Origin of the sequence: Streptacidiphilus sp. MAP5-3, assembly GCF_041262505.1 — a bacterium.
Lineage (GTDB): Bacteria > Actinomycetota > Actinomycetes > Streptomycetales > Streptomycetaceae > Streptacidiphilus.
In genome coordinates this window covers 86,263-107,176 of record NZ_JBGCCL010000009.1, presented here as the reverse complement: position 1 = coordinate 107,176, position 20,914 = coordinate 86,263, and the positions used below count along the sequence as shown (strand labels likewise).

The 20,914-nt window shown below is 71.6% G+C and carries 19 protein-coding genes; 11 read left to right on the top strand and 8 right to left on the bottom strand.

The genetic code is table 11. The features are described 5' to 3' along the window. Positions 1-108 precede the first annotated feature (108 nt). From ABH928_RS16395 to ABH928_RS16385, 3 genes are all read right to left on the bottom strand, one after another. A complete protein-coding gene (locus tag ABH928_RS16395; RefSeq protein WP_370066862.1) occupies positions 109-1,107 on the bottom strand; it encodes a protein-glutamine glutaminase family protein in 999 nt (332 codons plus the stop codon). 101 nt (positions 1,108-1,208) lie between these two features. Then, a complete protein-coding gene (locus tag ABH928_RS16390; protein ID WP_370066860.1) occupies positions 1,209-3,362 on the bottom strand; it encodes a SpoIIE family protein phosphatase in 2,154 nt (717 codons plus the stop codon). Between the two features lie 145 nt (positions 3,363-3,507). Next, positions 3,508-4,755, bottom strand: coding sequence for an AI-2E family transporter (locus ABH928_RS16385; RefSeq protein ID WP_370066858.1), 1,248 nt, complete (start codon positions 4,753-4,755; stop codon positions 3,508-3,510). A 459-nt stretch (positions 4,756-5,214) separates the two neighbouring features. On the opposite strand from ABH928_RS16385, the gene ABH928_RS16380 reads away from it, so the two are divergent. Beyond that, entirely contained in the window at positions 5,215-6,360 is a 1,146-nt protein-coding gene (locus tag ABH928_RS16380) for a glycoside hydrolase family 3 N-terminal domain-containing protein (RefSeq protein WP_370066857.1), read from the top strand. An 88-nt stretch (positions 6,361-6,448) separates the two neighbouring features. Here ABH928_RS16380 and ABH928_RS16375 read toward each other — a convergent pair whose 3' ends face one another. Continuing rightward, on the bottom strand, positions 6,449-8,551 hold the full coding sequence (locus tag ABH928_RS16375) for a choice-of-anchor P family protein (RefSeq protein ID WP_370066856.1): 2,103 nt from the start codon (positions 8,549-8,551) through the stop codon (positions 6,449-6,451). A gap of 726 nt (positions 8,552-9,277) precedes the next feature. On the opposite strand from ABH928_RS16375, the gene ABH928_RS16370 reads away from it, so the two are divergent. The 3 genes from ABH928_RS16370 (at position 9,278) to ABH928_RS16360 (ending at position 11,977) form a co-directional block, all read left to right on the top strand. Beyond that, complete coding sequence (locus ABH928_RS16370) at positions 9,278-10,615, top strand: alpha/beta hydrolase family protein (protein WP_370066854.1); 1,338 nt, start codon at positions 9,278-9,280, stop codon at positions 10,613-10,615. 234 nt (positions 10,616-10,849) lie between these two features. Continuing rightward, the gene (locus ABH928_RS16365) at positions 10,850-11,272 is read left to right on the top strand and encodes a VOC family protein (RefSeq protein WP_370066852.1); all 423 of its coding nucleotides are present in this window, start codon (positions 10,850-10,852) and stop codon (positions 11,270-11,272) included. Between the two features lie 57 nt (positions 11,273-11,329). Beyond that, a complete protein-coding gene (locus ABH928_RS16360) occupies positions 11,330-11,977 on the top strand; it encodes a class I SAM-dependent methyltransferase (protein WP_370066850.1) in 648 nt (215 codons plus the stop codon). Here ABH928_RS16360 and ABH928_RS16355 read toward each other — a convergent pair. Continuing rightward, positions 11,974-12,534 (bottom strand): CGNR zinc finger domain-containing protein, encoded by a 561-nt coding sequence (locus ABH928_RS16355; RefSeq protein WP_370066848.1) that lies wholly within the window; start codon positions 12,532-12,534, stop codon positions 11,974-11,976. The genes ABH928_RS16360 and ABH928_RS16355 overlap by 4 nt on opposite strands. Before the next feature lie 152 nt (positions 12,535-12,686). Here ABH928_RS16355 and ABH928_RS16350 point away from each other — a divergent pair, with 152 nt between their 5' ends. The 4 genes from ABH928_RS16350 (at position 12,687) to ABH928_RS16335 (ending at position 15,798) form a co-directional block, all read left to right on the top strand. After that, positions 12,687-13,634 carry an EamA family transporter gene (locus ABH928_RS16350; RefSeq protein WP_370066846.1) on the top strand — a complete coding sequence of 316 codons (948 nt, stop codon included), beginning with the start codon at positions 12,687-12,689 and terminating at the stop codon, positions 13,632-13,634. Positions 13,635-13,729: 95 nt separating this feature from the next. Then, positions 13,730-13,912, top strand: coding sequence for a hypothetical protein (locus ABH928_RS16345; RefSeq protein ID WP_370066844.1), 183 nt, complete (start codon positions 13,730-13,732; stop codon positions 13,910-13,912). Positions 13,913-14,059: 147 nt separating this feature from the next. Beyond that, positions 14,060-14,524 carry a phage tail protein gene (locus ABH928_RS16340; RefSeq protein ID WP_370066842.1) on the top strand — a complete coding sequence of 155 codons (465 nt, stop codon included), beginning with the start codon at positions 14,060-14,062 and terminating at the stop codon, positions 14,522-14,524. A gap of 110 nt (positions 14,525-14,634) precedes the next feature. Further along, entirely contained in the window at positions 14,635-15,798 is a 1,164-nt protein-coding gene (locus tag ABH928_RS16335; RefSeq protein WP_370066840.1) for an aromatic acid exporter family protein, read from the top strand. A 12-nt stretch (positions 15,799-15,810) separates the two neighbouring features. Here ABH928_RS16335 and ABH928_RS16330 read toward each other — a convergent pair whose 3' ends face one another. Both ABH928_RS16330 and ABH928_RS16325 read right to left on the bottom strand, forming a co-directional pair. After that, positions 15,811-16,164 carry a VOC family protein gene (locus ABH928_RS16330; protein WP_370066838.1) on the bottom strand — a complete coding sequence of 118 codons (354 nt, stop codon included), beginning with the start codon at positions 16,162-16,164 and terminating at the stop codon, positions 15,811-15,813. Between the two features lie 142 nt (positions 16,165-16,306). After that, positions 16,307-17,764, bottom strand: coding sequence for an NAD(P)/FAD-dependent oxidoreductase (locus ABH928_RS16325; protein WP_370066836.1), 1,458 nt, complete (start codon positions 17,762-17,764; stop codon positions 16,307-16,309). A 211-nt stretch (positions 17,765-17,975) separates the two neighbouring features. Between ABH928_RS16325 and ABH928_RS16320 the strand changes: the two genes are divergently transcribed. The 3 genes from ABH928_RS16320 to ABH928_RS16310 all read left to right on the top strand — a co-directional run bounded on the left by ABH928_RS16320 (position 17,976) and on the right by ABH928_RS16310 (position 19,752). After that, positions 17,976-18,260: a hypothetical protein gene (locus ABH928_RS16320; RefSeq protein ID WP_370066834.1), complete on the top strand. Its 285-nt coding sequence runs from the start codon at positions 17,976-17,978 to the stop codon at positions 18,258-18,260. Positions 18,261-18,331: 71 nt separating this feature from the next. After that, the gene (locus ABH928_RS16315) at positions 18,332-18,553 is read left to right on the top strand and encodes a hypothetical protein (protein ID WP_370066832.1); all 222 of its coding nucleotides are present in this window, start codon (positions 18,332-18,334) and stop codon (positions 18,551-18,553) included. Between the two features lie 122 nt (positions 18,554-18,675). After that, a complete protein-coding gene (locus ABH928_RS16310; protein ID WP_370066830.1) occupies positions 18,676-19,752 on the top strand; it encodes a YbhN family protein in 1,077 nt (358 codons plus the stop codon). A gap of 12 nt (positions 19,753-19,764) precedes the next feature. On the opposite strand, the gene ABH928_RS16305 is transcribed toward ABH928_RS16310, so the two are convergent. Next, complete coding sequence (locus ABH928_RS16305; protein ID WP_370066828.1) at positions 19,765-20,877, bottom strand: zinc-dependent alcohol dehydrogenase family protein; 1,113 nt, start codon at positions 20,875-20,877, stop codon at positions 19,765-19,767. Positions 20,878-20,914: the final 37 nt, after the last annotated feature.

Sequence of the window (20,914 nt, the reverse complement as noted above, 5' to 3'; positions counted from 1 at the left end):
GTAGCCGCTGCCCACGGGCGTCCGGCGTCCGGGGGCCGGTGGCCGGGGGGCGGGGGGCGGGGCCGGGGGGGCCGGGCCGGTCAACACTCCGTGCGCACCGGCCGCAGGTCAGGACCCCACGTACTCCACCGCGCTGTGGGCGTCCGGCCGGTGGTCCGCGCCCGGGCGCCCGAGGAAGCCCCAGGCGACCTCGTGGACGTGCGCCGGGTCGACCTGCACGTGGGCGATCCACTGGTTCAGCGGGATCGGACCGGTGCGGGAGAAGACCGGGTCGATGACCAGGACCCCGCTCGCGGTCGTCACCGAGGCCGCGACGTGGTGGTTCCACTGGTGGTCCGCGTGCAGCCGGGTGCCCGAGGATGTGGCCCACTGCTTGGCGAGGTGGTGGGCGGCCATTGCCGGGTGGTGTGCCGCGATCGCCCGGCAGATCGCGTGGGCCCGGTCCTCACAGCCGTCCTCGCCCACCTGCGCGCCCGCGGTGCCGAAGGCGGGCACGAGCTCGGACCACATGCCCTGGAGGGTCTGTGCGGTCGGCGGACCGTCCGAGGGGAAATCGTCCTCCAGGTAGTCGAGCTGATCCTGGAGCAGCTTCAGGTAACTCTTCCTGGCCGGGCTGTCGGGCTTCGTGTTGACCAGCCGGACGGCCTCGTGCGCGGTCCTGACGGACCGCAGGGGAAGCAGGTTCCGCACCAGGGAGATGATCGCCAGCCGGTCCTCGAGCATGTCCCGCCGGGGCCCGAAATAGCCGTCGTTGTCCATGCCCTCCAGCAGTTCGACCGTCTTGGCCTGCTGGCGGTCCATCGCGGCGACGACCTCCCCCGAGAGCGGTTCGCTGGTCTCTTCCTCCGACGACGAGAGCTCCTCGGACGACGACCCGGCCTCCCGGACGTGCTTCGCGGGCCCCTGCTCCTCGGGCGAGCCGGTCCTCCTGCGCTTGCCGCCGCCCTGCGCCTCCATGCGCTGGATCACCGCGGTGACAGCCGCGTTGCCCGCGCTGCCGTGCAGGGCCAACAGGGACGACTCAGAGGTCGACTGCGGCGCCGGGGCGCGCCTCGGCGCGCGGGCCGATCCCTGCGCGTGGGTCTCGTCAGGTGCCGACCGGCGCATCGCAACCACTCTCTTCCTCCGCAGACCGCGGGGTGACATCCCCTCATTGTCCCCGAACGGTCAAGGGTGTGTCCCGTCCGTGCGGGCAGACCTTCGGGCAGTCAGCGGCTGGGCCCCGGCGACGGGAGCGGGCGGGTGCGGGCCAGCAGGAGGGCGACGTCGTCGTGGCCGCCGTGGTGGGCGAGGGCGCTGAGGAGCAGGTCGCAGGTCTCCTCCAGGGAGGGGTGGGGCCGGTCGAGGAGGTCGGTGAGGGCGCGCAGCCGGGTGTCGATGTCGTGGTCGCGGGTCTCCACCAACCCGTCGGTGTACAGAAGCAGTTCGTCCCCGACGCCCAGCTTGACCCGGACGTCGTGGAAGGCCGGGACGCCGGCGCCCAGCGGTGTCCCCGTGGGGAGTTCGAGCAGCCGCGGTGGGTGTCCGACGCGGGTGTGGACCGGGGGCAGGTGTCCGGCGGTGGCCATCGTGCAGCTGGACCGGTGCGGGTCGTAGACGGCGTAGACGCAGGTGGCGATGGTCTCGTCCAGCCCGGAGACGGTGCGGTCGAGGTGGGTGAGCACGGCGGCGGGATCCAGCTCCAGGCCCGCCAGCGTGCGTGCAGCGGTGCGGAGTTGGCCCATGGTGGCGGCGGCGTTGATGCCGCTGCCCATGACGTCGCCGACCACCAGCGCGGTGCGGCCCCCGGTGAGCGGGATGACGTCGAACCAGTCACCGCCGACCTCACCGGCGATGGAGGCGGGCTGGTAGCGGTAGGCCACCTCCAGCCCCGGCGAGGGCGGGGGCCGACCCGGCAGCAGGTGCCGCTGGAGCGTGAGCGCCGCGTGGCGCTGACGCTGGTACCAGCGGGCGTTGTCGATGGCGACGGCCGCCCGGGCGGCGAGTTCGGTGGCGAGCACGCAGTCGTCCTCGGTGAACGGCTCCGGGTTGTGGGTGCGCTTGAGGTCGAGCGCGCCGAGGACCTGGCCCCGGGCGCGCAGCGGGACCGCGAGGTAGGAGTGGACGCCTGCCTGCTTCAGCAGGCCCACCGCGTCCTGGTCGCGGGCGATGCGCGGCAGGTCCCGGTCGGTGACGTGGGCCAGCAGGACTGGACGTCCGGTGCGGGCACAGCGACTGACCAGGCGGGTCGCGTCGTACCGGGCGATCCCGCCGACGGGGTCGGCGGCCAGGGTGGCCGGGGTGGGACTGGCCGCCTTGATGGCCAGGGCCCGGAAGACGGACGGGGTCTCCCCCGTCCTGCCGGTCGCCGTGGAGGTCGGGATGTCGGTCAGGACGGAGTCGAGCACGTCGACGGCGGCGATGTCGGCGAACTCCGGCACGAGGACGTCGGCGAGCTCGCGCGCGGTCTGGTCCAGGTCCAGGGTGGTGCCGATCCGCTCGGAGGCGTCGGCGAGCACCGTCAGCCTGCGGCGGGCCGCGGACGCGGCGGCGGCGGTGCGGTGCTGGTTGGTGACGTCCACGACCGTCACCGCGACGCCGATGACGTACCCCGCGGTGTCCTCCAGCCGGTAGTAGGACGCCGACCAGGCGTGCTCGCTGTCGTCGGCGGGGGTCCGGCCCGTGGTGAACCGGTCCAGGATCGGGGTGCCGGTGGCGAGGACCTCGCGCATCGCGGACTCGATCACGTCGGTGTCCACGAACGGCAGCGACTCGCGGACGGTCCGGCCCAGCGTCTCGGCGGCGGACAGGCCGTTGATCCGCTCCAGCGCCGGGTTGACCAGCACGTACCGCAGGTCGGTGTCGACCACCGCCAGGCCGATCGGGGACTGCTCCACCAGCCGCATCGACAGCGCCAGCCCCCGCTCCAGGTGCCGCAGCGTGGACCGGTCCGAGGCCAGGCCCAGCGCGTAGTGGCGGCCCTGCTCGTCCTCCAGCCGCATGTTGCGGAATTCCGCCAGCAGCGTGGAGCCGTCCTTGCGCCGGACCGGGAAGGCTCCCGCCCAGGCGCCCCCACCGCTCATCACCTGCGCGAACAGCGACGCGACCTCCTCCTGGTTCGGCTCGTCGACCAGGATCTGGAGGGCGGACCGACCGAGGGCCTCGGCGGCCGGGTATCCGTACAGTTGTTCGGCCTGTGGGCTCCACAGCACGATCCGGCCCTCGTCGTCCAGCACGACGGCGGCCACGCTCAGGACGTCGAGCAGGCCGCCGGGCTCCAGCAGCGACTCGCCGGGGCCCCCTGCCGGGCCTCGGCCCTGGCCCCCTCCCGAGCCTCCCGGGCTTGCCGGGCCTCCCGGGCCGGCATCGTGCTCGACACCCATCCGGCCACCTCCAGACCGCCGGACACTCCTACCGGCACCCGGCCTCACTTCCCCACCCCATCGTCCTCCGTCGAGCGCGCCGTGCCAGCTGCTGTGACGAAACGATCCGGCAAGCGGTCCGTCGAGGGACCTGGCAGGTGATCCGTCATTCGGACGCGGCTCCGCCGGGTTCTCGCAGGGCCTGGGTGACGGCCCAGACCACCGAGACGATGGGGACTGCGACGACAGCCCCGATAATCCCCTGCGCGATGGCCCCCGCGACGACCGAGATGGCCACCACGACCGGGTGCAGCCGGACGGCCCAGCTCATGATCAGCGGGTGCAGCAGATGCCCTTCGATCTGGCCGATCACCACGATCAGCGCGAGAACGATGACGGCCGTGACCGGGCCCCGGGTGGCCAGGGCGACGGCGCTGGCCACGGCGAGCGCGACGGGCGACCCGATCAGGGGGACGAAGGTCGCGGCGAACTCCAGCAAGGACAGCGGGAGGGCCAGGGGCACGCGCAGCACGAACAGCGCGATGCCGACCATGATCGCGTTGGTCGCGGACACCAGGATGATGCCGCGGATGTAGCCGGACAGCGTCTGCCAGGCCGCCCGGCCCGCCCGCTGCCAGCCGTCCCGCCGCGCGGGCGCGAGCTGCCCCTCGCCGAACGCCCACATCCGCTCCCCCGAGTGCACGAAGAACACCGAGCAGAACAGTCCCAGGGCGGTGACCGTGACCACCTCGACGGCCTGGCTCGCACCGCTGACCGCGCTCGCCAGCAGACTGCCGCGGTGGGAGCTGACCCAGCTGGAGACCTTGTGCTGAAGACCGGTCAGCGCGCTGGGGTGCACGTGGAAGGGCGCGGCCTCGAGCCAGTGCTCCAGACGGGTGATGCCGGTGTCGAACTGCGCCGCGACCTGCGACGACTCGTCCGAGACCAGGAACCCGGTCGCGGTCAGCAGACCTGCCACCAGCAGCCCGCACAGCAGGTACGAGCCCAGCACGGCCGCAGCACGCGGCATCCACGCGCCGAGGCGGTCGGCGAGGGGACGCAGCACCGCTGTGATCACCAGCCCGAGGAACACCGCCACCGCGACCGACTGGAACCGCGTCAGCAGCAGGTACGCCGCGTACGCCACGACTCCCAGCACCAGCAGCCGCCACGCCCACCCGGCTGCGGTCTGCAGGAAGAGCGGCACCCCCGACGCACGTCGGGAGGTCTGGCCCACCACCGTCCGTTGCCGGTGTCCCAGGGTCGGCTGCCGGGGCCGACGCACGGCGGGCGGCTGCCCGTGCGCGCGCCGTCCGCCCGCGCGACGGCGCTCGGCCGCATCCGCGTCCCCGCCCGGGCCGTCGCCCGAGCCGTCTGCCGCGCCATCGCCACGCGCCTGCCACCACCGACCCACCCGCCACCTCCCTTCCCGCGACCCAGGCCACCCTTGTCACCCTTGTCACCCATGCCATCACGGACCTGACACGCCGACACTTCGGGCGTCCTCCACCACACCGGACGTATCGCCGCGCTTGTACACGAAGTCCCGCGCGCGGCAGCGGAAGGATCCCCGCTCCGGGCCCCGTCCTCCCGCGTCCGTCCGGGTGACGAGGCGACCGACGAGGGACCGACGCGGGGACGGGGGCGGGGACGGGGGCGGGGGCGGGGACCGAGGCGGGCAACGGTTGCCGAGCGGCGCCTGACGACCTGACAGGAAGACCGCAGCCCAGAAGCGTTGGGGCCAGCCGGTGGGGTTCGCCGTGTTTCGTGCGCGTCCTACTCCGGGCATATAAGCGCGGCTGATACACCCGGGGAGGGTCCCCTCGAGTTTCTGTGATTCCTGTGATCCCTGTGATTCCTGTGGAGGTGTGCGATGACCGAAGCCGCCAGATCGCTGTCCCGACGCGGCGCGCTGCTCGCCGGTGCCGGACTGGCTGCCGCTGCGGCGGGGCTCGCGTCCGCCGGACCGGCGTCCGCCGCGTCGCGTCCGGCTGCGCGGGGCGCGCTCACCCGCCTGACGCCGCGCCAGCAGGCCGCACAGCGCGTCGTCTTCTCGTACCCGGGCGCGGCCGTGCCGCAGTCCCTGCTCGACCTGATCGTGCAGGGACTCGCCGGAGGTGTCATCCTCTTCGGCGACAACGTCACCAGCCTCGCTCAGATCACCGCCGCGGTCACCGAGATGAAGGAGGCGCGCCGCCAGAGCCCGGTGCGCTCCCCGCTGCTGGTCATGACCGACCAGGAGGGCGGCGAGGTACGGCGGCTTCCGGGCGGGCCCACGCTGTCGCAGAAACAGATCGGCGAGTCCGCGAACCCGTCGGCCGCAGCCGCCGACGCGGGCCGCCAGGCCGGGGAGCTGCTGCGCGGCGCCGGTGTCAACGTCAACCTGGCACCCGTCCTGGACGTCTTCCGCACTCCCGGCGACTTCGACGACGAGTTCCAGCGCTCCTACAGCTCCGACCCCAGGGTCGCGGCACGCTGCGGCGCGGCGTTCATCCGCGCCCAGCAGGCGCACGGCGTCGCGGCCACCGCCAAGCACTTCCCCGGTCTGGGCAGCGCCACCAAGGAGCAGAACACCGACCTGGGCCCGGTCACCCTGACCGCCTCCCGCTCCGAGCTGCGCAGCATCGACGAGTACCCCTACCCGCCCGCCATCGACGCCGGGGTCCGGCTCGTCATGGTCTCCTGGGCGACGTACACCCACCTGGACCCGGACCGCCCGGCGGGCCTGTCCGAACGGATCGTCAAGGGCGAACTGCGCGGACGACTCGGCTTCGGCGGCGTGACGGTCACCGACGCGATCAACGCCGGAGCGCTCTCCCCCTTCGGGACCGAGCCGCAGAACGCGGTCTCGGCCGCCCAAGCCGGGATGGACCTGATCCTCGAGTGCTCGCGCACCGTGGCGGCGGGCCTGACCGTCGTCGACAACCTGGCGAAGGCGCTGACCGACGACCGCCTGGCCCACAGGGAGTTCGACGCCGCAGTGGCGAGGATCGACGCCCTGCGCTGGACGCTCTCCTGAGCGGGTGTTGACACGGGGTCGGAGGCACTGCCCGCATGGGCAGCGCCTCCGACCCCGGTATCTCGGTATCCTCGGTAATCCTCGGTAATCAGGTGCAGTTGTGCGCACCGCTGGTGCTGGATCCGACCACCACGTCGGCCAGGCCGCCGAGGGCGACGAGGTGGACCGCGTTGACGGTCAGGCCGGGGTCCGTGCCGGGTGTCGGCAGTTGCTCGTTGATGATCAGTTTGGCCCCGCCGGCCAGGTCGATCACGCTGTTCGGCGCGGTCGGCACGGTGACCGGCACGCCCGCGATGGTCAGCGTCAGCGTGGCGCTGCCGTGTGATCCCGTGCAGGTGCTGACCGACGTCGAGGTGACGCCGCCCAGTCCGATCACCGGCAGGCCCGGCAGACCGATCGTGGTCTGCTGCAGGGAGGCGGTCGTCGTCTCCGTGCCGGGGTTCAGGGTCGTGGTCCCGTTGGCGCACAGCGCTGCCGCGTTGATCACCAGGACGCTGACCGTCGCGGTGCACGAGGGCGCGACGCTCCCGGCCTGCGCGGTGCGGATCGGGCCGGTGTCCGGCGTCGGCGGAATCTGCAACGACAGAAGCAGCGCGTTGACCTGCACGGACAGACCGAACGCCCGTCCGGTGAAATACTCCAGCCGGGCCGTCGCTGGGCCGCTGGACGCCAGGTAGAACCCGTCACCGGCGAACGTCGCGGTGACCAGCAGGGTCGCGGTGTCGTTCAGCGGCTGGTTGAGCGTCGGGACGGTGCAGGATACCGTGCCGGATCCGTCGGTGGTGCCGGTGCAGCTCTGCTGCGCGGAGCCACTCCCGATCGCGATGCTCACTGAGCGACCGGCGATCGGCGCCGCACCGTCCTCGCGCAGGACGCCGGACAGCGTCGCCGGGACGCCGTTGGCGAAGTGGGTCGGTCCGGTGTAGGTGAGGGTGGTCTCCTCGCGGGTGATGGTGAACGCAGTGCTGGCATGGCTCGGCAGCGTCTGCGCGGTGCCCGCGTAGTTGGCGGTCACCGTGGTGGAGCCTGCCACCTGACTTGGCATCAGTTGGCAGCTCGCCGAGCCGGTGGCGTCGGTGGTCGCCGAACACGTCTGGCCGGGCCCGCCGTTGCCGAGCGCGAACGAGACGGGCGCACCTGCGACGGGACTGCCGTCGCTGGTCAGGCTTGCGGACGCGGTGAAGGCGTCGTGGTAGTCGGCGGTCTTCGCGCCGGTGTACGTCAGCGTGGACGGCTTCGGACCGATCGGCACGGTGAAGCTGATGGGCGCCGAAGTACCGGTCACCCCTGCGGCGTTGGTCCCGTCAGCCGTGATCTGGTGCGTCCCTGGCGTCAGCAGGTTCGCCGGGATCGGCCAGGAGGCCACCTTGGCGCTGCTACCGGTGTGCTTCACCGGGTCGAGGCTCCAGGTGTATCCGGGCGCGCTCGACCCCGAAGGTGGTCCGGCGAGGCTCCCCTGACCGGGACCGTCGGTTCCGGCGACCACGGTGTTGTCGATGTAGTAGTGCTCGTGCGTCAGGTTCTGCGTCCCGGCACTGGTGTTGTTGTCCACGCTGACGGAGAGCGAGACCGGTCCGGTCAGGGACTGCCCGTTGCTGATGCCGTGAACCGTCAGCGACGGCCCTCCAGGCGGCGGCGGGGGGTTACCGGCCGGGTCGTGGAGCCAGTCGACGCCTTGCATGCCGGGCAACGGCTGGACCACACCTTTGGTGACGGTGATGGTATTGAGGCCGGTCGGGTTGTAGTTCTCGTCCATGACCGTGAGCTTCGCGGAGTGGCTCTGGTCGTAGTTCGCCGAAATGACGATGCCGACATGGCCATCTCCGTTGCGCGCCGTGACGTAGCCGGAGGCGATGACGTCGCCCACCTGGGGCAGTTCAGCGGCGGTGTAGGGCTGGTTGTACCCGTACATAACGAGCTTCTTGCCACTGTTCTTGTCGGTGAGGCCGTTGTACTTCTGAGGGAACCACTTGGCATGGACCACTGGCTGGACCGGGATGCCCCAGGCCAGGAGCGCATATCGAGTGGCAAGCTCCACGCATTGGAACTCGCTGACCAATGGACCACCACCGGGGAAGGACACCTGGGCCTTGGTCCCGACCGTGACACCGTTGATCCAGTCACCGCAGGCGATCAACCCGTCCCAGGAGGTCAGCTGGTGCTCGCCCTGAGCGCGCCGGTTGTCACACATGCCCTCCCACCAGGACGGCGTGGGGAAGGTGCCGTGAACTCCCGCCTGCGTCGCCTGGGACGCGGCCGATGGTGCTCGGGTCGTTCTGGTCGCCGTCGGTGCCTTCGCCGCCGCAACGGCATGGCCGCCGCCCGCAGTTGCCACTGCGGCTGCCGTCGCGGCCTGGCTCGGCGAGCCGGCTAAGGCGATCGCGGCGGCGACGAGCCCGACCGCGAGTCTCGTGACGCGGGCTCTCGTTGCTGATGTCCTCACAGCTTCTCTTCCTCTTGTCAGCGTCCGTTTCGTGAACCAGCGGCGGTGACAAGGCAGGATGAGTCCACACCTCCGACCGTGCGCCCCCCGCAGTGCGCGGCCCGATTCCGGGCAGAGCAGAACATACGTCCGCCGCGAGCGCCACGGAAGGACCGATTTGCACCGTGAAGCGATGCTTCCGGTGTCGGACTGCACAGCGAGCCCACAGGATTTCTGACGGCGCGTCACCCACGCCCCAGGGCGCTCAGGGCAACCCTCACGCCCCGCCCCCACCAGGCATTCGGCCCGTTTCCTCACGCAGCCACCGTCATGACCGACCTCGGGGTCTCCTTGCTGCTCAGCACCCGGTACCTTGGGCGCTTCAGGTCGCCGTCCGTCTAGGCGGCCGACGTGCAAGGGGGGGTTCCACCCATGTCAGTTTCCCGCATACGAAGAAGCCGCCTGGCCGCCCGCGCGGCCGGCACGGTCGGCGCCATGGCGCTCGTCCTGGGTGCCACCGTCGCACCCGCCGGGGCGGCCACGCCGCACAGCGGAACGCCGCACACCGGCGCGGGCCCCGGCACCGCCGTCCCGGACGCGCCGCTCGCCAACACGGCCGGCGGTCCCGTCAGCGGCCCGGTCGACGACGCGGCCGTCGCCAAGGCGCAGGCCGCCGCCAACGGCGGCAGCACACAGGTCGGTACGGCGGGCCTGCCGCAGTCCCATGCGGGGCCGCACAGCAGCGCAGTACGGTCGGTCACGCCGGTGATCCCGGCCCCGACCGGCCCGTACCAGGTCGGCACGGTCAACCTGCACCTGGTCGACAAGACCCGCTACGACCCGTGGGTCCCGACCTTCCCGCCGCGCGAGCTGATGGTCCAGCTCTGGTATCCCACCGTGGCGGCCACCGGCCACCAACTCACGCCTTGGCTCCAGTCCCTGGCAGGAAGCCACTTCCTTGCGAGCTGGAACGTGAGGCCAGGCACCGTGAGCCTGCCGACGACCGCCGGGTACCTGGGCGCGCCGGTGGACACCAAGTTGGGCAAGCTGCCGGTGGTGCTCTACTCGACCGGCTTCCACTCGGACCGCTCGCAGGGCACGACGCTCGCCGAGGACCTGGCCAGCCGCGGCTTCCTGGTGGTCGAGATCGACAGCACCCACGACGCCGAAGAGGTGCAGTTCCCGGGCAACCGGCTGGAGTTGGAGACGGCTGCCAGCTCCAAGTACACGCTCACCGTCCGCTCGGCCGACTCCAGGTTCGTCGTCGACGAACTGGGCCTGATCGCCAAGGGCACCGACCCCGACGTCGACCACGCCCCGCTCCCCGCAGGCCTGGCGGGAGACGTCGACATGTCGCGGATCGGCATGTTCGGCTGGTCGCTCGGCGGCGCGACCGTGGCCACGTCGATGCAGCTCGACCCGCGGATCGTCGCGGGCGCGGACCTCGACGGCGAGCTCTACGGCTCGGTGGTGTCGCAGAACCTCAAGCGGCCGTTCCTCCTCTTCGGCGCCTCGTACCACGACCGTGTGGAGGACGGCAGCTGGGCGACCTTCTGGGCGCACCAGACGGGACCGCGTTACGAGTTGAAGCTGGCGGGCACCGAGCACCTGACTTTCAGCGACTACGCGATCATGTTCGGCCAGGCCGGTGCCCAGTTCGGCCTCAAGCCCGCCCAGATCGAGCAGGATCTCGGCACGCTCAACTTGAACCGGGCCTTCCTGATCGAGCGCACCTACCTGGCCGCGTACTTCGACGTGGCCCTGCACATCAACAACAACCCGCTGATGAACGGGCCGTCCAAGAGCTACCCGGAGATCTCGTTCATCCGCTGACGGTTCCGGTCGACTGACCCACCCGGTCGGCTGACGCCTCGTCCGGAACCGGCCTCCGGGCCGGACGGGGCGTCCCCGGGACGGGCGTCCCCGCAGCGGGGCGTCCGCCGAGCCGGGTGGTAGCCCAAGGTGGCTACGCATCGTCGCGGCGAGGGCGTTCGGCGAGCTGCATCCCCTACGGTCCCCTGTAGGAACACCGCAACAGGACACCGCAACGCGGGAGGGCGCCTCGCCATGATCGATCATGTCTACATCTCCGTCACGGACATCGAGAAGTCGCTGGCCTTCTACCTCGAGGCGCTGAAGCCCCTCGGCTGGCGCGCATTCGGGAACTACGACGCTGCGTCCGGCCCCGCCGACGTCCCCGACCTCTTCGGTCTCGGCGACGACGCCTACGTCTCCGGCACCGGCGTCGGATCGAGCATCTGGCTGCGCCGACGCAATCCCGGCGAGACGGGCCTGTACCTCGGCATTGTGTGCGACACCGACGAAGCCGTGGACGCCGCCTACACCGCCGCGATCAACGCCGGCGGCACCGACGAGGGACGACCGGCAGACCGCACGTACTTCGCCCCCGGCTACTACGCCGCCAACGTCGCCGACTTCGACGGCAACCGCCTGGAGTTCGTCCACAAGGCCTGGAATGCCGCGCGTTAGACCTGCCCGGAACCGGGCGCTCACGGAATGTCAGTGGCGTCCGATACCGTCCCCCGAATGATCGAGCTGGAGTCCCTCCCCGCCACCCGCGACGCCTACGACGCCGTCGCCGCGCGCTACGCGCAGCAGTTCGCCGACACCCTGCGCGACCGGCCGCTGGAGCGGGCGCTGCTCGCCGCGTTCGCCGAATCGGTGCGCGCCGGCGGTGCCGGCGAGGTCGCGGATCTGGGGTGTGGGCCGGGGTATGTCACCGCTCATCTGCGGGCGTTGGGGCTGCGCGCCTCCGGCGTCGACGCGTCGCCCGCGATGATCGGGCTGGCCCGGGAGGCCAACCCCGACATGCGGTTCGACGTCGGCTCGATGGCAGCGCTCGACATCGCAGACGGCGCGCTCGGCGGGGTGCTCTCGCGATTCTCGATCATCCACACTCCGCCGCAGGACCTCCCAGCGGTGGTCGCGGAGTTCGCCCGGGTCCTCACCCCCGGCGGCCAGTTGCTGATCAGCTGCTACGCCACCGACAACCCCGCGATCCGGACGCAGCCCTTCGACCACTCGGTGGTGATGGCCTACCGCTGGTCGCCCGACCATCTGACGGGGATGCTGCGCGACGTCGGGGTGAGCGAGGTCGCCCGGGTGCTGTGCGAGCCGAAGCCCGACGACAAGCGGCAGTTCCAGGAGCTGCAATTGCTGGCCGCCAAGAACTAGGGCCCGTCCGGAGCCTCGAAGGCGGTGGCTCTGCGTGCGGCATAGGAGCGGGTTTTGACCCGGTTTCCGCACACGCGCATGGAACACCACCTGCGGCTGTGGTTCTTCGACAGGTCCCAGAACACCAGCTCGCATGCATGCTCGGCGCAACGCTTGAGGCGGACCGAGTCGCCGGTCGTCCGAATCTGTGTCCAGGCGACGGCGAGGGCCGCCAGTGGCCGGAGCGAGGGCGATAGTTCCGCGCTCGGGGCGAGTGGGGCGGCTTGGATGCTTGCGTGCAGGGGCAGAGTGCGCAGGATTGCGTCGGCCGCGTCGACGAGGGCGACTGCCGGGCTGCCCCCCACGTGTGCGCCGAGCTGTTCGCGGATGCCGGCGCGCAGCACGAGATACTGCTCGTGCGCGTCGGAACTCAGGCGGCGGCGCTCCGTGAGCAGCCCCTGAGTGAGCAGCCAGTCGGTGGTGTGACCGGGCGTGTCCAGAGCGTCGGTGCCGTACTCGAGGTTGAGCGTGTTCGCGAACGCCTCGATCAGCAGCGCGGCCGGTGGCGGTTCGAGCACCCGACGCCTCCTTTCCCGATAGTGGCCGAGCGAGCCCACTCCAGGCGAGATTACACCAGCTATCCCGATTACCGGTTGTCCGTTCGAGGCCTGTCGTGCCAGACTCGCGGCCCGAGCGGTAACCGGTAAAACGGATAGATGGTGGGCGTTTCATGGGTGGGTCGTTGCTCGTCGCCTTCGCGGTCACACTGCAGGCAGTGTCGAACGGGCTGCTGTCCGGCAATCTCAACGGAGCGGAGAGCGTCCTGCTCTCGTTCATCGCCTTCGGCACCTCGGCCCTGGTGTTCGGCGTAACGGCCCGGCTGCGCACGGGCGGTGAGCGCGTACCGCTGCGCGGCCTCCGGCTGCGCATGATGGTGGCGCTCAACGTGGCCACCGCCGTGACGTTCCTCGGCTTCTACTGGTCTCTCTCCGTAGTCCCTGCCCCCTTGGCCGCTGCGGTCGAGACCGGTGTCGGTCCGCTTGCCATAGCCTGCTTCCGCATCCGTCACTCTCCGCCCACCCGCCGCGCGGCCGAACTCGGCCTCGGTGCAGTCGCGCTGACCCTGGCGTTGTCCGTGGGATCGCGCATGGTCTCGACCGGCCGGGGCGAATCCCCGACACTGCTTGTCGCCGGGGTGGGTATCGCCGCGATCGCCGGCTGCTCGGCGGCCGGAATCGCGACCCTCTCGCACCGTCTCGGACAACTCGGTGTCACCCCGGTACAGGTCACGGCGCACCGATTCCATCTCACCTATCTGCTCGCGGCAGTGGTGCTGGCCTTCGCGGGCCACCCCGCCGAGGGCTGGACCGCGTCACGCGTGACGTTCATCGCGTCGATCGAAGTAGTCGGCGCGGCCCTTCCGCTGTTCGTCCTGCAGATCGGCATGCAGCGCACCCCGCCACTGGCCGTAACGCTGATCGCCTCGGCAGTACCCGGTCTCACCTACCTCATGGCGTCACTCGTCGGGCAACAGAACTTCGATGTCCTCACGTTCATACTGATCAACGGAAGCCTCGCCGTCGCCTTCCTCGGCCCCGTCCTCACCGGACGGCTGCCGACTTCCACGGCTACGGCTCGAAGCGGGTCACCAGCTCGCGAACGTACATCAGCCGCCTGATTTGTCCTGAGATGCTCCCCGGTTCGCCCTGGCGAATCTGGCGAATGCCGCGCCACCCCCTCCCGAAGACGCCGGTCGGGGCGGACGCTGGGCGTATGAGCGCAAGCAACAGGTTCGAACACGAGGACGGGACCGAACGCACGGGGTCCGTCCACCTTCCCCGCTCCATCATCGACTGGCTGATCAGCGACGAGGACAGCGAAGCGGACAGCAACGAGGACGGCGACGACGAGCTCGCCTCCGCCGGTCCGTGTCCGGCCAAACCGTCGTCCACCTGACCGCGGCAGAACGCCACGACGCTCCACGCGCCTACGCACGTGCTCGGGACCGTCGCGCGTACCGGACCCAGCGGATGGCCCAGCCTCCGTCGCCGTGTCAGACCTGCCCGTTAGCGTTGTCCTGACAGATCGACATCGGGAGAGCGCATGCCGTACACCGTCGACTTCGTGAACGTGTCCACCACCGGCCTGGAGTCGTCCCCGGTCGCGGAGGCGCTGGCCGGGCTGCGTGCCAACGAGGCGCGTTACTACAAGAACAAGTACGACCACGTCTTCACCGTGACCCCCGCGAGCGAGGATCCGGAGACCCTCGACTGGGTGGACCGCGTCCTGGCCGACGAGCGCGACATCGTCATCGCCTCGCGCCCGCTCGAGGTGACGTCCTTCGAGGTGGACGGGCTGCGGATGGCCTACGTGTTCTACGAGTCCGGCCTGGCGATCAACGTCATGTACGGCGTCGAGCAGGGCGCGAAACGCGCCGTCGGATTCAAGCTCTCCCAGGGCATGGACGTTCCCGAAGAGCTGGCGACCCGCTTCAAGTTCGCCCGCCAGCGGTCCAAACTGGCCGGCGAGATCCGCGGCTCCTTCTTCGTCATCAAGGGCGAGTACTGAGCCCGGACGGCCCGGAGCGCCCGGACCTGGAGCCCCCGGAGCGCCTGGACAGACCGGGGCCAGGCGCCCCGGTCCGCGCCGCCGTGACCAGGGCGCGCCGGGATCCGCTCGTGGCGCAGACCCTGCGCGCGACGCTCGCGGCGACGCTCTCCTACGCCGTCGCCGAGCGGCTCAGCAACCAGCCCGCGCCGCTCACCGCGCCGCTGACGACGCTGCTGGTCGTCCAGGTCACGCTCTACTCGACGCTGACGACGGGCGTGCGACGGGTGGTGTCCGTCGTCGCGGGCGTGCTGCTGGCCATCGGCTTCAGCGCGGTCGTCGGCCTGTCCTGGTGGAGTCTCGGTCTGATCATCCTGGCCGCGCTGGTCCTCGGGCATCTCATCCGGGTGGACGAGTTCGTCAACGAGGTCGCCATCAGCGGCATGCTGGTCCTGGGCGTCACGCAGCTGGCCTCGCAGGCGTGGGACCGGGTGCTGGAGACGCTGATCGGCGCGGGTGTCGGGCTGGCCTTCAACCTTTTTCTCGCGCCGCCCGTGCTGGTGGAGCCCGCCAGCGAGTCGATCGAGGACCTGGCCCGTCGGGTCCGGCAGCTGCTGCTGGCCCTGAGCGAGGAGCTGGACGCCCCCATCCCGGTCGAGCGCGCCGCCGAACGCCTGCACGAGGCCCGCCGCCTGGACCAGTACATCGCCGAGGTCGACGCCGCCCTGCGCCAGGCCGAGGACAGCCTGCGGCTCAACCCCCGCATCAGCGAGGGCCTGCTCGCCCGGCTGATGCTGCGCACCGGCCTGGACACGCTGGAGATCTGCATCGTCGTGGTCCGCGTCATCGCCCGGACCCTCACCGACCTGGCCAAACGCCGCCGCCCGGACGAGCCTCTCTTCCCCGCCGAGATCGCCGCCCGGCTCCAGGACCTGCTGGGCCACCTGGGCGGCGCGCTGGTCAGCTTCGGGGTCCTGGTCACCACCCAGGTCAGCCGCGACGCGGAGGACGCCGAACTGCGACTGGCCGCCGAGCTCGACGCCGCCTGGGCCAGCCGCGAGCACGTCGCCTACCTGTTGCTGCGTCAGGTCCAGGAGCACCCGCTGGCCTGGCAACTCCACGGCGCGCTGCTCGCGGAGGTCGACCGCATCCTGGACGAGCTCGACCCCGAACACCGCTCCCGCCGCCTGATGGACGAACTGGACCGCGCAAGCGTCCAACGCCGCGCCCGCTTCGGCCGCTTCAACCCTGGCCGCCTCGCCCCGCTGCTGGCCTTCGCCACCGGCCGACGCTAGGGCCTGTGCTGCTCAGTCCGCGTGGTGGACGATGTTGACGACGTTCCCGTCCGGAGCCCGGACGAGGAACCGGTGGACGCCCCACGCCTCCGTGGCGAGCGGCTTCACGATCTCGTAGCCCCGCGCCTGCGCTTCCGCGTACGCCGCCCCGACGTCGTCCGTGTGGATGGAGACGACGGGCACCTCGGGCGCGGTCGCGTCCTGGGTGACGAGCTGGATACTGGCCCTCCCGTCGGGCGAGGTGAAGCGGGCCACCCAGCCCATGTTGAACTCCTCGGTGCTCAGGCCGAGGTAGTCGGCGTAGAAGCTCTTCGCCGACTCGATGTCCGCCACCCGCAGGTTGGCCATGATGCGCTTGGCTCTCATACGGTCCAGCGTGTGCAGACGAGCGCCCCGGCCACCGCATTCACGCCGCCAGCGGCGTGCCGCGCGCGTTCGCGCGGCGTCGTTGGAGCGCCGCCCGGCCAGCACCGAGAGACGGCTGAAGGCTCGGCATCGGCGGCCGGGCTCAGCCGCGATAGGTCTCCAGCAGGCGCAGCCACACCTCGCTGATCGTCGGGTAGGCCGGGACCGCGTGCCACAGACGCGCGATCGGGACCTCGCCGACGACGGCGACGGTGGCCGAGTGCAGCAGCTCGGCCACGCCCGGGCCGACGAAGGTCACGCCGACCAGGACCGCCCGGTCGAGGTCGACGACGGCCCTGGCTCGGCCCCGGTAGCCGTCGGCGTAGAGCGAGGCGCCCGCCACCTTGCCGATCTCGTAATCCACGGCGCGCACCCGCAGGCCCTGCTCCTCGGCCTCGGCGAGCGTGCGGCCGACCGAGGCGACCTCGGGGTCGGTGAAGACCACCTGCGGGACCGCCAGAAGGTCGGCGGTGGCCGCGCTGCGGCCCCACTCCCCGGTGTCCAGCTCCCGGCCCGCCGCGCGGTCGGCGATGGCCGCGCCGAAGATGCGGCCCTGGTACTTGCCCTGATGGGTGAGCAGCGCACGGTGGTTGACGTCCCCGGCGGCGTAGAGCCACGCGCCCGGAACGTCCACGGCCAAGCCCGTTTCGTCGACGCGGATCCAATCGCCCGGTTCCAGCCCGACGGTCTCCAGCCCCAGATCGGCGGTGGCGGGCTTGCGACCGGTCGCGAACAGCACCTGATCTGCCGTCAGCTTTCCCTCGCCATCGTCATCGCCCTCGCCGTCACCTCCGCCGAGGTCCAGCACGACCTCGCCGCCCGGCCTGCGGGAGACGCCGCTCACCGAGACGCCGAAGCGGACGTCGACGCCGGCCGCCTTGAGTCCCTCCGCCACCTGCTCCCCCGCGAACGGCTCCGTGCGCGTCAGCAGCGCAGCGCCGCGCACCAGCAGTGTCACCCGGCTGCCGAGCGCGGCCCAGGCGGTGGCCATCTCCACGGCCACGACTCCGCCGCCGACGACGGCTAGGCGCTCGGGCACCGAGTCCGCGCTGGTCGCCTCACGGCTGGTCCAGACGCCGACCTTCTCGATGCCGGGCAGGGCCGGCAACACCGCGCTCGTTCCCGTGCAGACCGCGACGGCATGACGCGCCGTCAGCACCCGCTCCGTCCCGTCCTCGGTCTCCACGACGACGCGGCGCTCTCCGGCCAACCGCCCGTGCCCGCGCACGAGGTCGACGTCGACGGAGTCGAGCCAGGACACCTGACCGTCGTCGTGCCAGTGCGACGCGAAGTCGTCGCGCCGCTTCAACACCGCGCCCGCGTCGAGGCTCCCGGTCACCGCCTCCCGGGTGCCGGCCAGCCGACGGGCGTCGGCCAGCGCGGCGGCGGGGCGCAGCAGCGCCTTGCTGGGCATGCAGGCCCAGTAGCTGCACTCGCCGCCGACCAGCTCGCGCTCGACGACCGCCACGCTGAGCCCGGCGGCCCTGGCCCGCTCCGCGAGGTTCTCCCCGGTCGGGCCCGCCCCCAGCACCACCACGTCGAAGGTGTCCACCGCACTCACCACTCCCGCTCGCCTCCCGGCTCGATGTCGCCGCGTCACTCCGACAACACTTTCCACAAATCTTCGATGTCGCTAGTCAACAGACAAATCATCAGGTCGTGTCGTGGAACCGGACATTGGGTGTCGCGAGCGGTCATAAATGATCAGAGATGGCTCTGAAAAATTGCATGTACGCAGACAAACACAAGCGGACCAGCGTACTCTCACCTACGTGCAGGACATCCACACCCCCCTCATCGAAGTCAGGAGCGCGCGCCGGGTCACCGGATACGCCGCTGTCTGCTCGGAAGACGATCTCGTGGCGCTGCTGCGGGACGGCAGCGGCACCGAGGCCGCCGACGGTCTCACCCTGGCCGTCTACTTCCCGCCCGACACGCCACGGAGCGTCCGCGACTCCTTGCACGACCAGATCGCCGACCTGCTCAGCCGAACCCGGCGCGCGCACGGCCCACAGCTCGTCTGGCAACCCGGCAATCCGCTGGACCTTCCAGGCTGACGTTCTGCACGCGCGCGACGCGGGTTCTAGCATCGGAAGCGGGGCCGCCCTGAAGTCGGGAGCCTGCCGTGATGCAGTACGAGCTCAGAGCCGAACACCGTCCGACCCCGGGCGGAGGCCGACGCGTGCACATGTGGCACGTGGTGAGGGCCGACGAGGAGGCTGGCCTGTGCGGGTACCACCTGGCCCCGAACGCCGAGAGCGGCCGGATCGCCGATCTGGAGGAGCTGCCCGGCCAGCGCTGTGAGACCTGCCGCACCGCGTACCGGTCGGCACTGCCCCCGCCGGACTGATCCCGTCAGCGACCGCTGGTGCGGACCGTCCGAGCGTTGGGGTGAGACCGGTGTCCGAGGCGTCCGAGCCGTCCGGGGTGTCCGAGCCGTCCGGGAATCCCGGGGTCTCCGGGAATTCCGGGGTGTCCGGAGGCTCCGCCGCGCCGCCGGACCCACCTCGCACGCCCGGCTCACCCGACGTGCCCCGCCCGAGGTGGCGTCGTTACCTGTGGTGGATCACCGTCGTCCTCGTCGCGGCCACCGCCGCCGTGCTGGCGGCCACACACCGGAGTGAGGTGCGCGCAGCGGCGCACCTCGTCGCGCGGGTCGACCTCGACCTCCTCGGTGTGGCGATCGGTCTGGAGGCGGCCTCGATCGTCGCGCTCGCGGCCCTCGAACTGTGGCTGCTGCGCGCCGGCGGGGCCGAGATCGGCCTGGGCAGCGTCACCGGCATCGTCGTGTCAGCCAACGCCGTGGCCGGGGCCATGCCCGCCGGAGGGGTCTTCGCACTCGGCTGGGCCATGCGGCAGTTCGGGCGGCGTGGCGTCGCCCTGACCGTCGTCGGCGCCTCGCTCGCCGCGGCCGGGGCGATGAGCATCACCGCGCTGAGCCTGCTGCTGACCGTCGGTGCGCTGGTGGCCTCGCCGTCGGGTCGGGCTCCCGGGCTGCGGGAAAGCGTGCTGATCGCGGCCGCCTCGTGCGCGGCGCTGCTGCTCGCCGTGCTGGCGCTGTCGCGCTCCGCGCAGGTTCGGGGTGTCAGCAGCCGGGCCTGGCACCGGATCGGTCGGGGGCGGCCACGGGTCGCCCGGCTCCAGGACTCCGTCGGCACCGTGGCGACCCAGGCGCTGTCGCTCCATCCGACCCTGCGCGGCTGGACCCGGCCACTGCTCTGGGCGCTGCTCAACTGGGTCTGCGACGCCGCCGTCCTGGTCGTCTGCATGGCGGCGCTGGGCATCGAGGTCCCGTGGCGCGGGCTGCTGATGGCGTACACGCTGACGCAGTTCCTCGGCAGCCTCCGGGTGACGCCGGGCAACCTCGGTATCGCGGAGGCTTCGCTGTCGGGGCTGCTCGTCCTCTACGGCCTGCGCGCGGACCAGGCGCTTGCGGCGACGCTGCTCTACCGGGGCGTCAGCTTCTGGCTGCTGCAGCCCGTCGGGTGGGCGACATGGCTCGTGGTGACGCTGCGCAAGCCGGACGCGCACCACCGACACCACAGGTGACCACGCAGGTTGTCACGCGCCGCCGATGCCGAGCACGGCCACGCCGGTGACCCGGTCAGCGGCAACGTCCGCCAGCGCCCGGTCGGCGGCCTCGAACGGGTAGCGGACGACCTGCACCCGCAGCGGCGACGGCAGGTCGGCGACCTCGGCGAGGAACGCGCGGCCGTCAGCACGGGTGTTCGCGGTGACGCTGCGCAGCGTGCGCTCCTGGAACAAGTGCCGCTCGTAGTTCAGCACCGGGATGTCGGTCAGGTGGATCCCCGCCACGGCCAGCGTGCCGCCCCGGTCCAGGGCCGCCAGCGCAACCGGGACCAGGTCGCCGACCGGCGCGAACAGGAGCGCCGCGTCCAACGGCTCCGGCGGGGCGGCGTAGGCGTCGCGGGCGGAGGTCGCGCCCAGGTCCAGGGCGAGTCTGCGGGCCTGTTCGGACCGGGTCAGCACGTGGACGGTCGCTCCCCGGGCGAGCGCGAGCTGCGCGGTGAGGTGGGCGGACGCGCCGAAGCCGTAGATGCCGAGCCGTCCGCCGGGCGGCAGTTCGGCCCGCTCCAGGGCCCGGTAGCCGATGATCCCCGCGCAGAGCAGCGGGGCGAGTTCGGCGTCGCTCAGCCGTCCCTCCGGGAGGGCGTAGACGTAGCGGGCGTCGGCCACCAGGTGCCGGGCGAAGCCGCCGTCGCGGTCCCAGCCGGTGTAGGTCGACGCCGGACAGAGGTTCTCCCGCCCGGCCGTGCAGTACGCACACCGGCCGCAGGTGCCCGCCAGCCAGGCGACGCCGACGCGGTCCCCCTCGGCAAAGCCCGCGGTCCTCGCCTCCGGCCCGAGTGCGAGGACGCGTCCGACTGCCTCGTGCCCGGGCGTGGTCTGCGGGCGGCGCGGCGGGAGATCGCCCTCGGCGAGGTGCAGATCGGTGCGGCAGACCCCGCACACGTCCACCCGGATCAGCAGTTCGCCGGGGCCGGGCGCGGGCACGCGCCGACGGGTGCGCACCAGCGGTCCGGTCGCCATCGGACCGGGTCGGTTCACCACCCAGGCGTCCGTCTCCGGTCCCGCACCCGAAAGTCCCGCAGCGTCCGGAGTCGCAGCCTCCGGTGCCACAGCAGTCTCCGGCCCTCCGGCCAGCTCGTCCATGCCCGCTCCCAGGTCGCGTGCGCCCCCTCTCGACGGT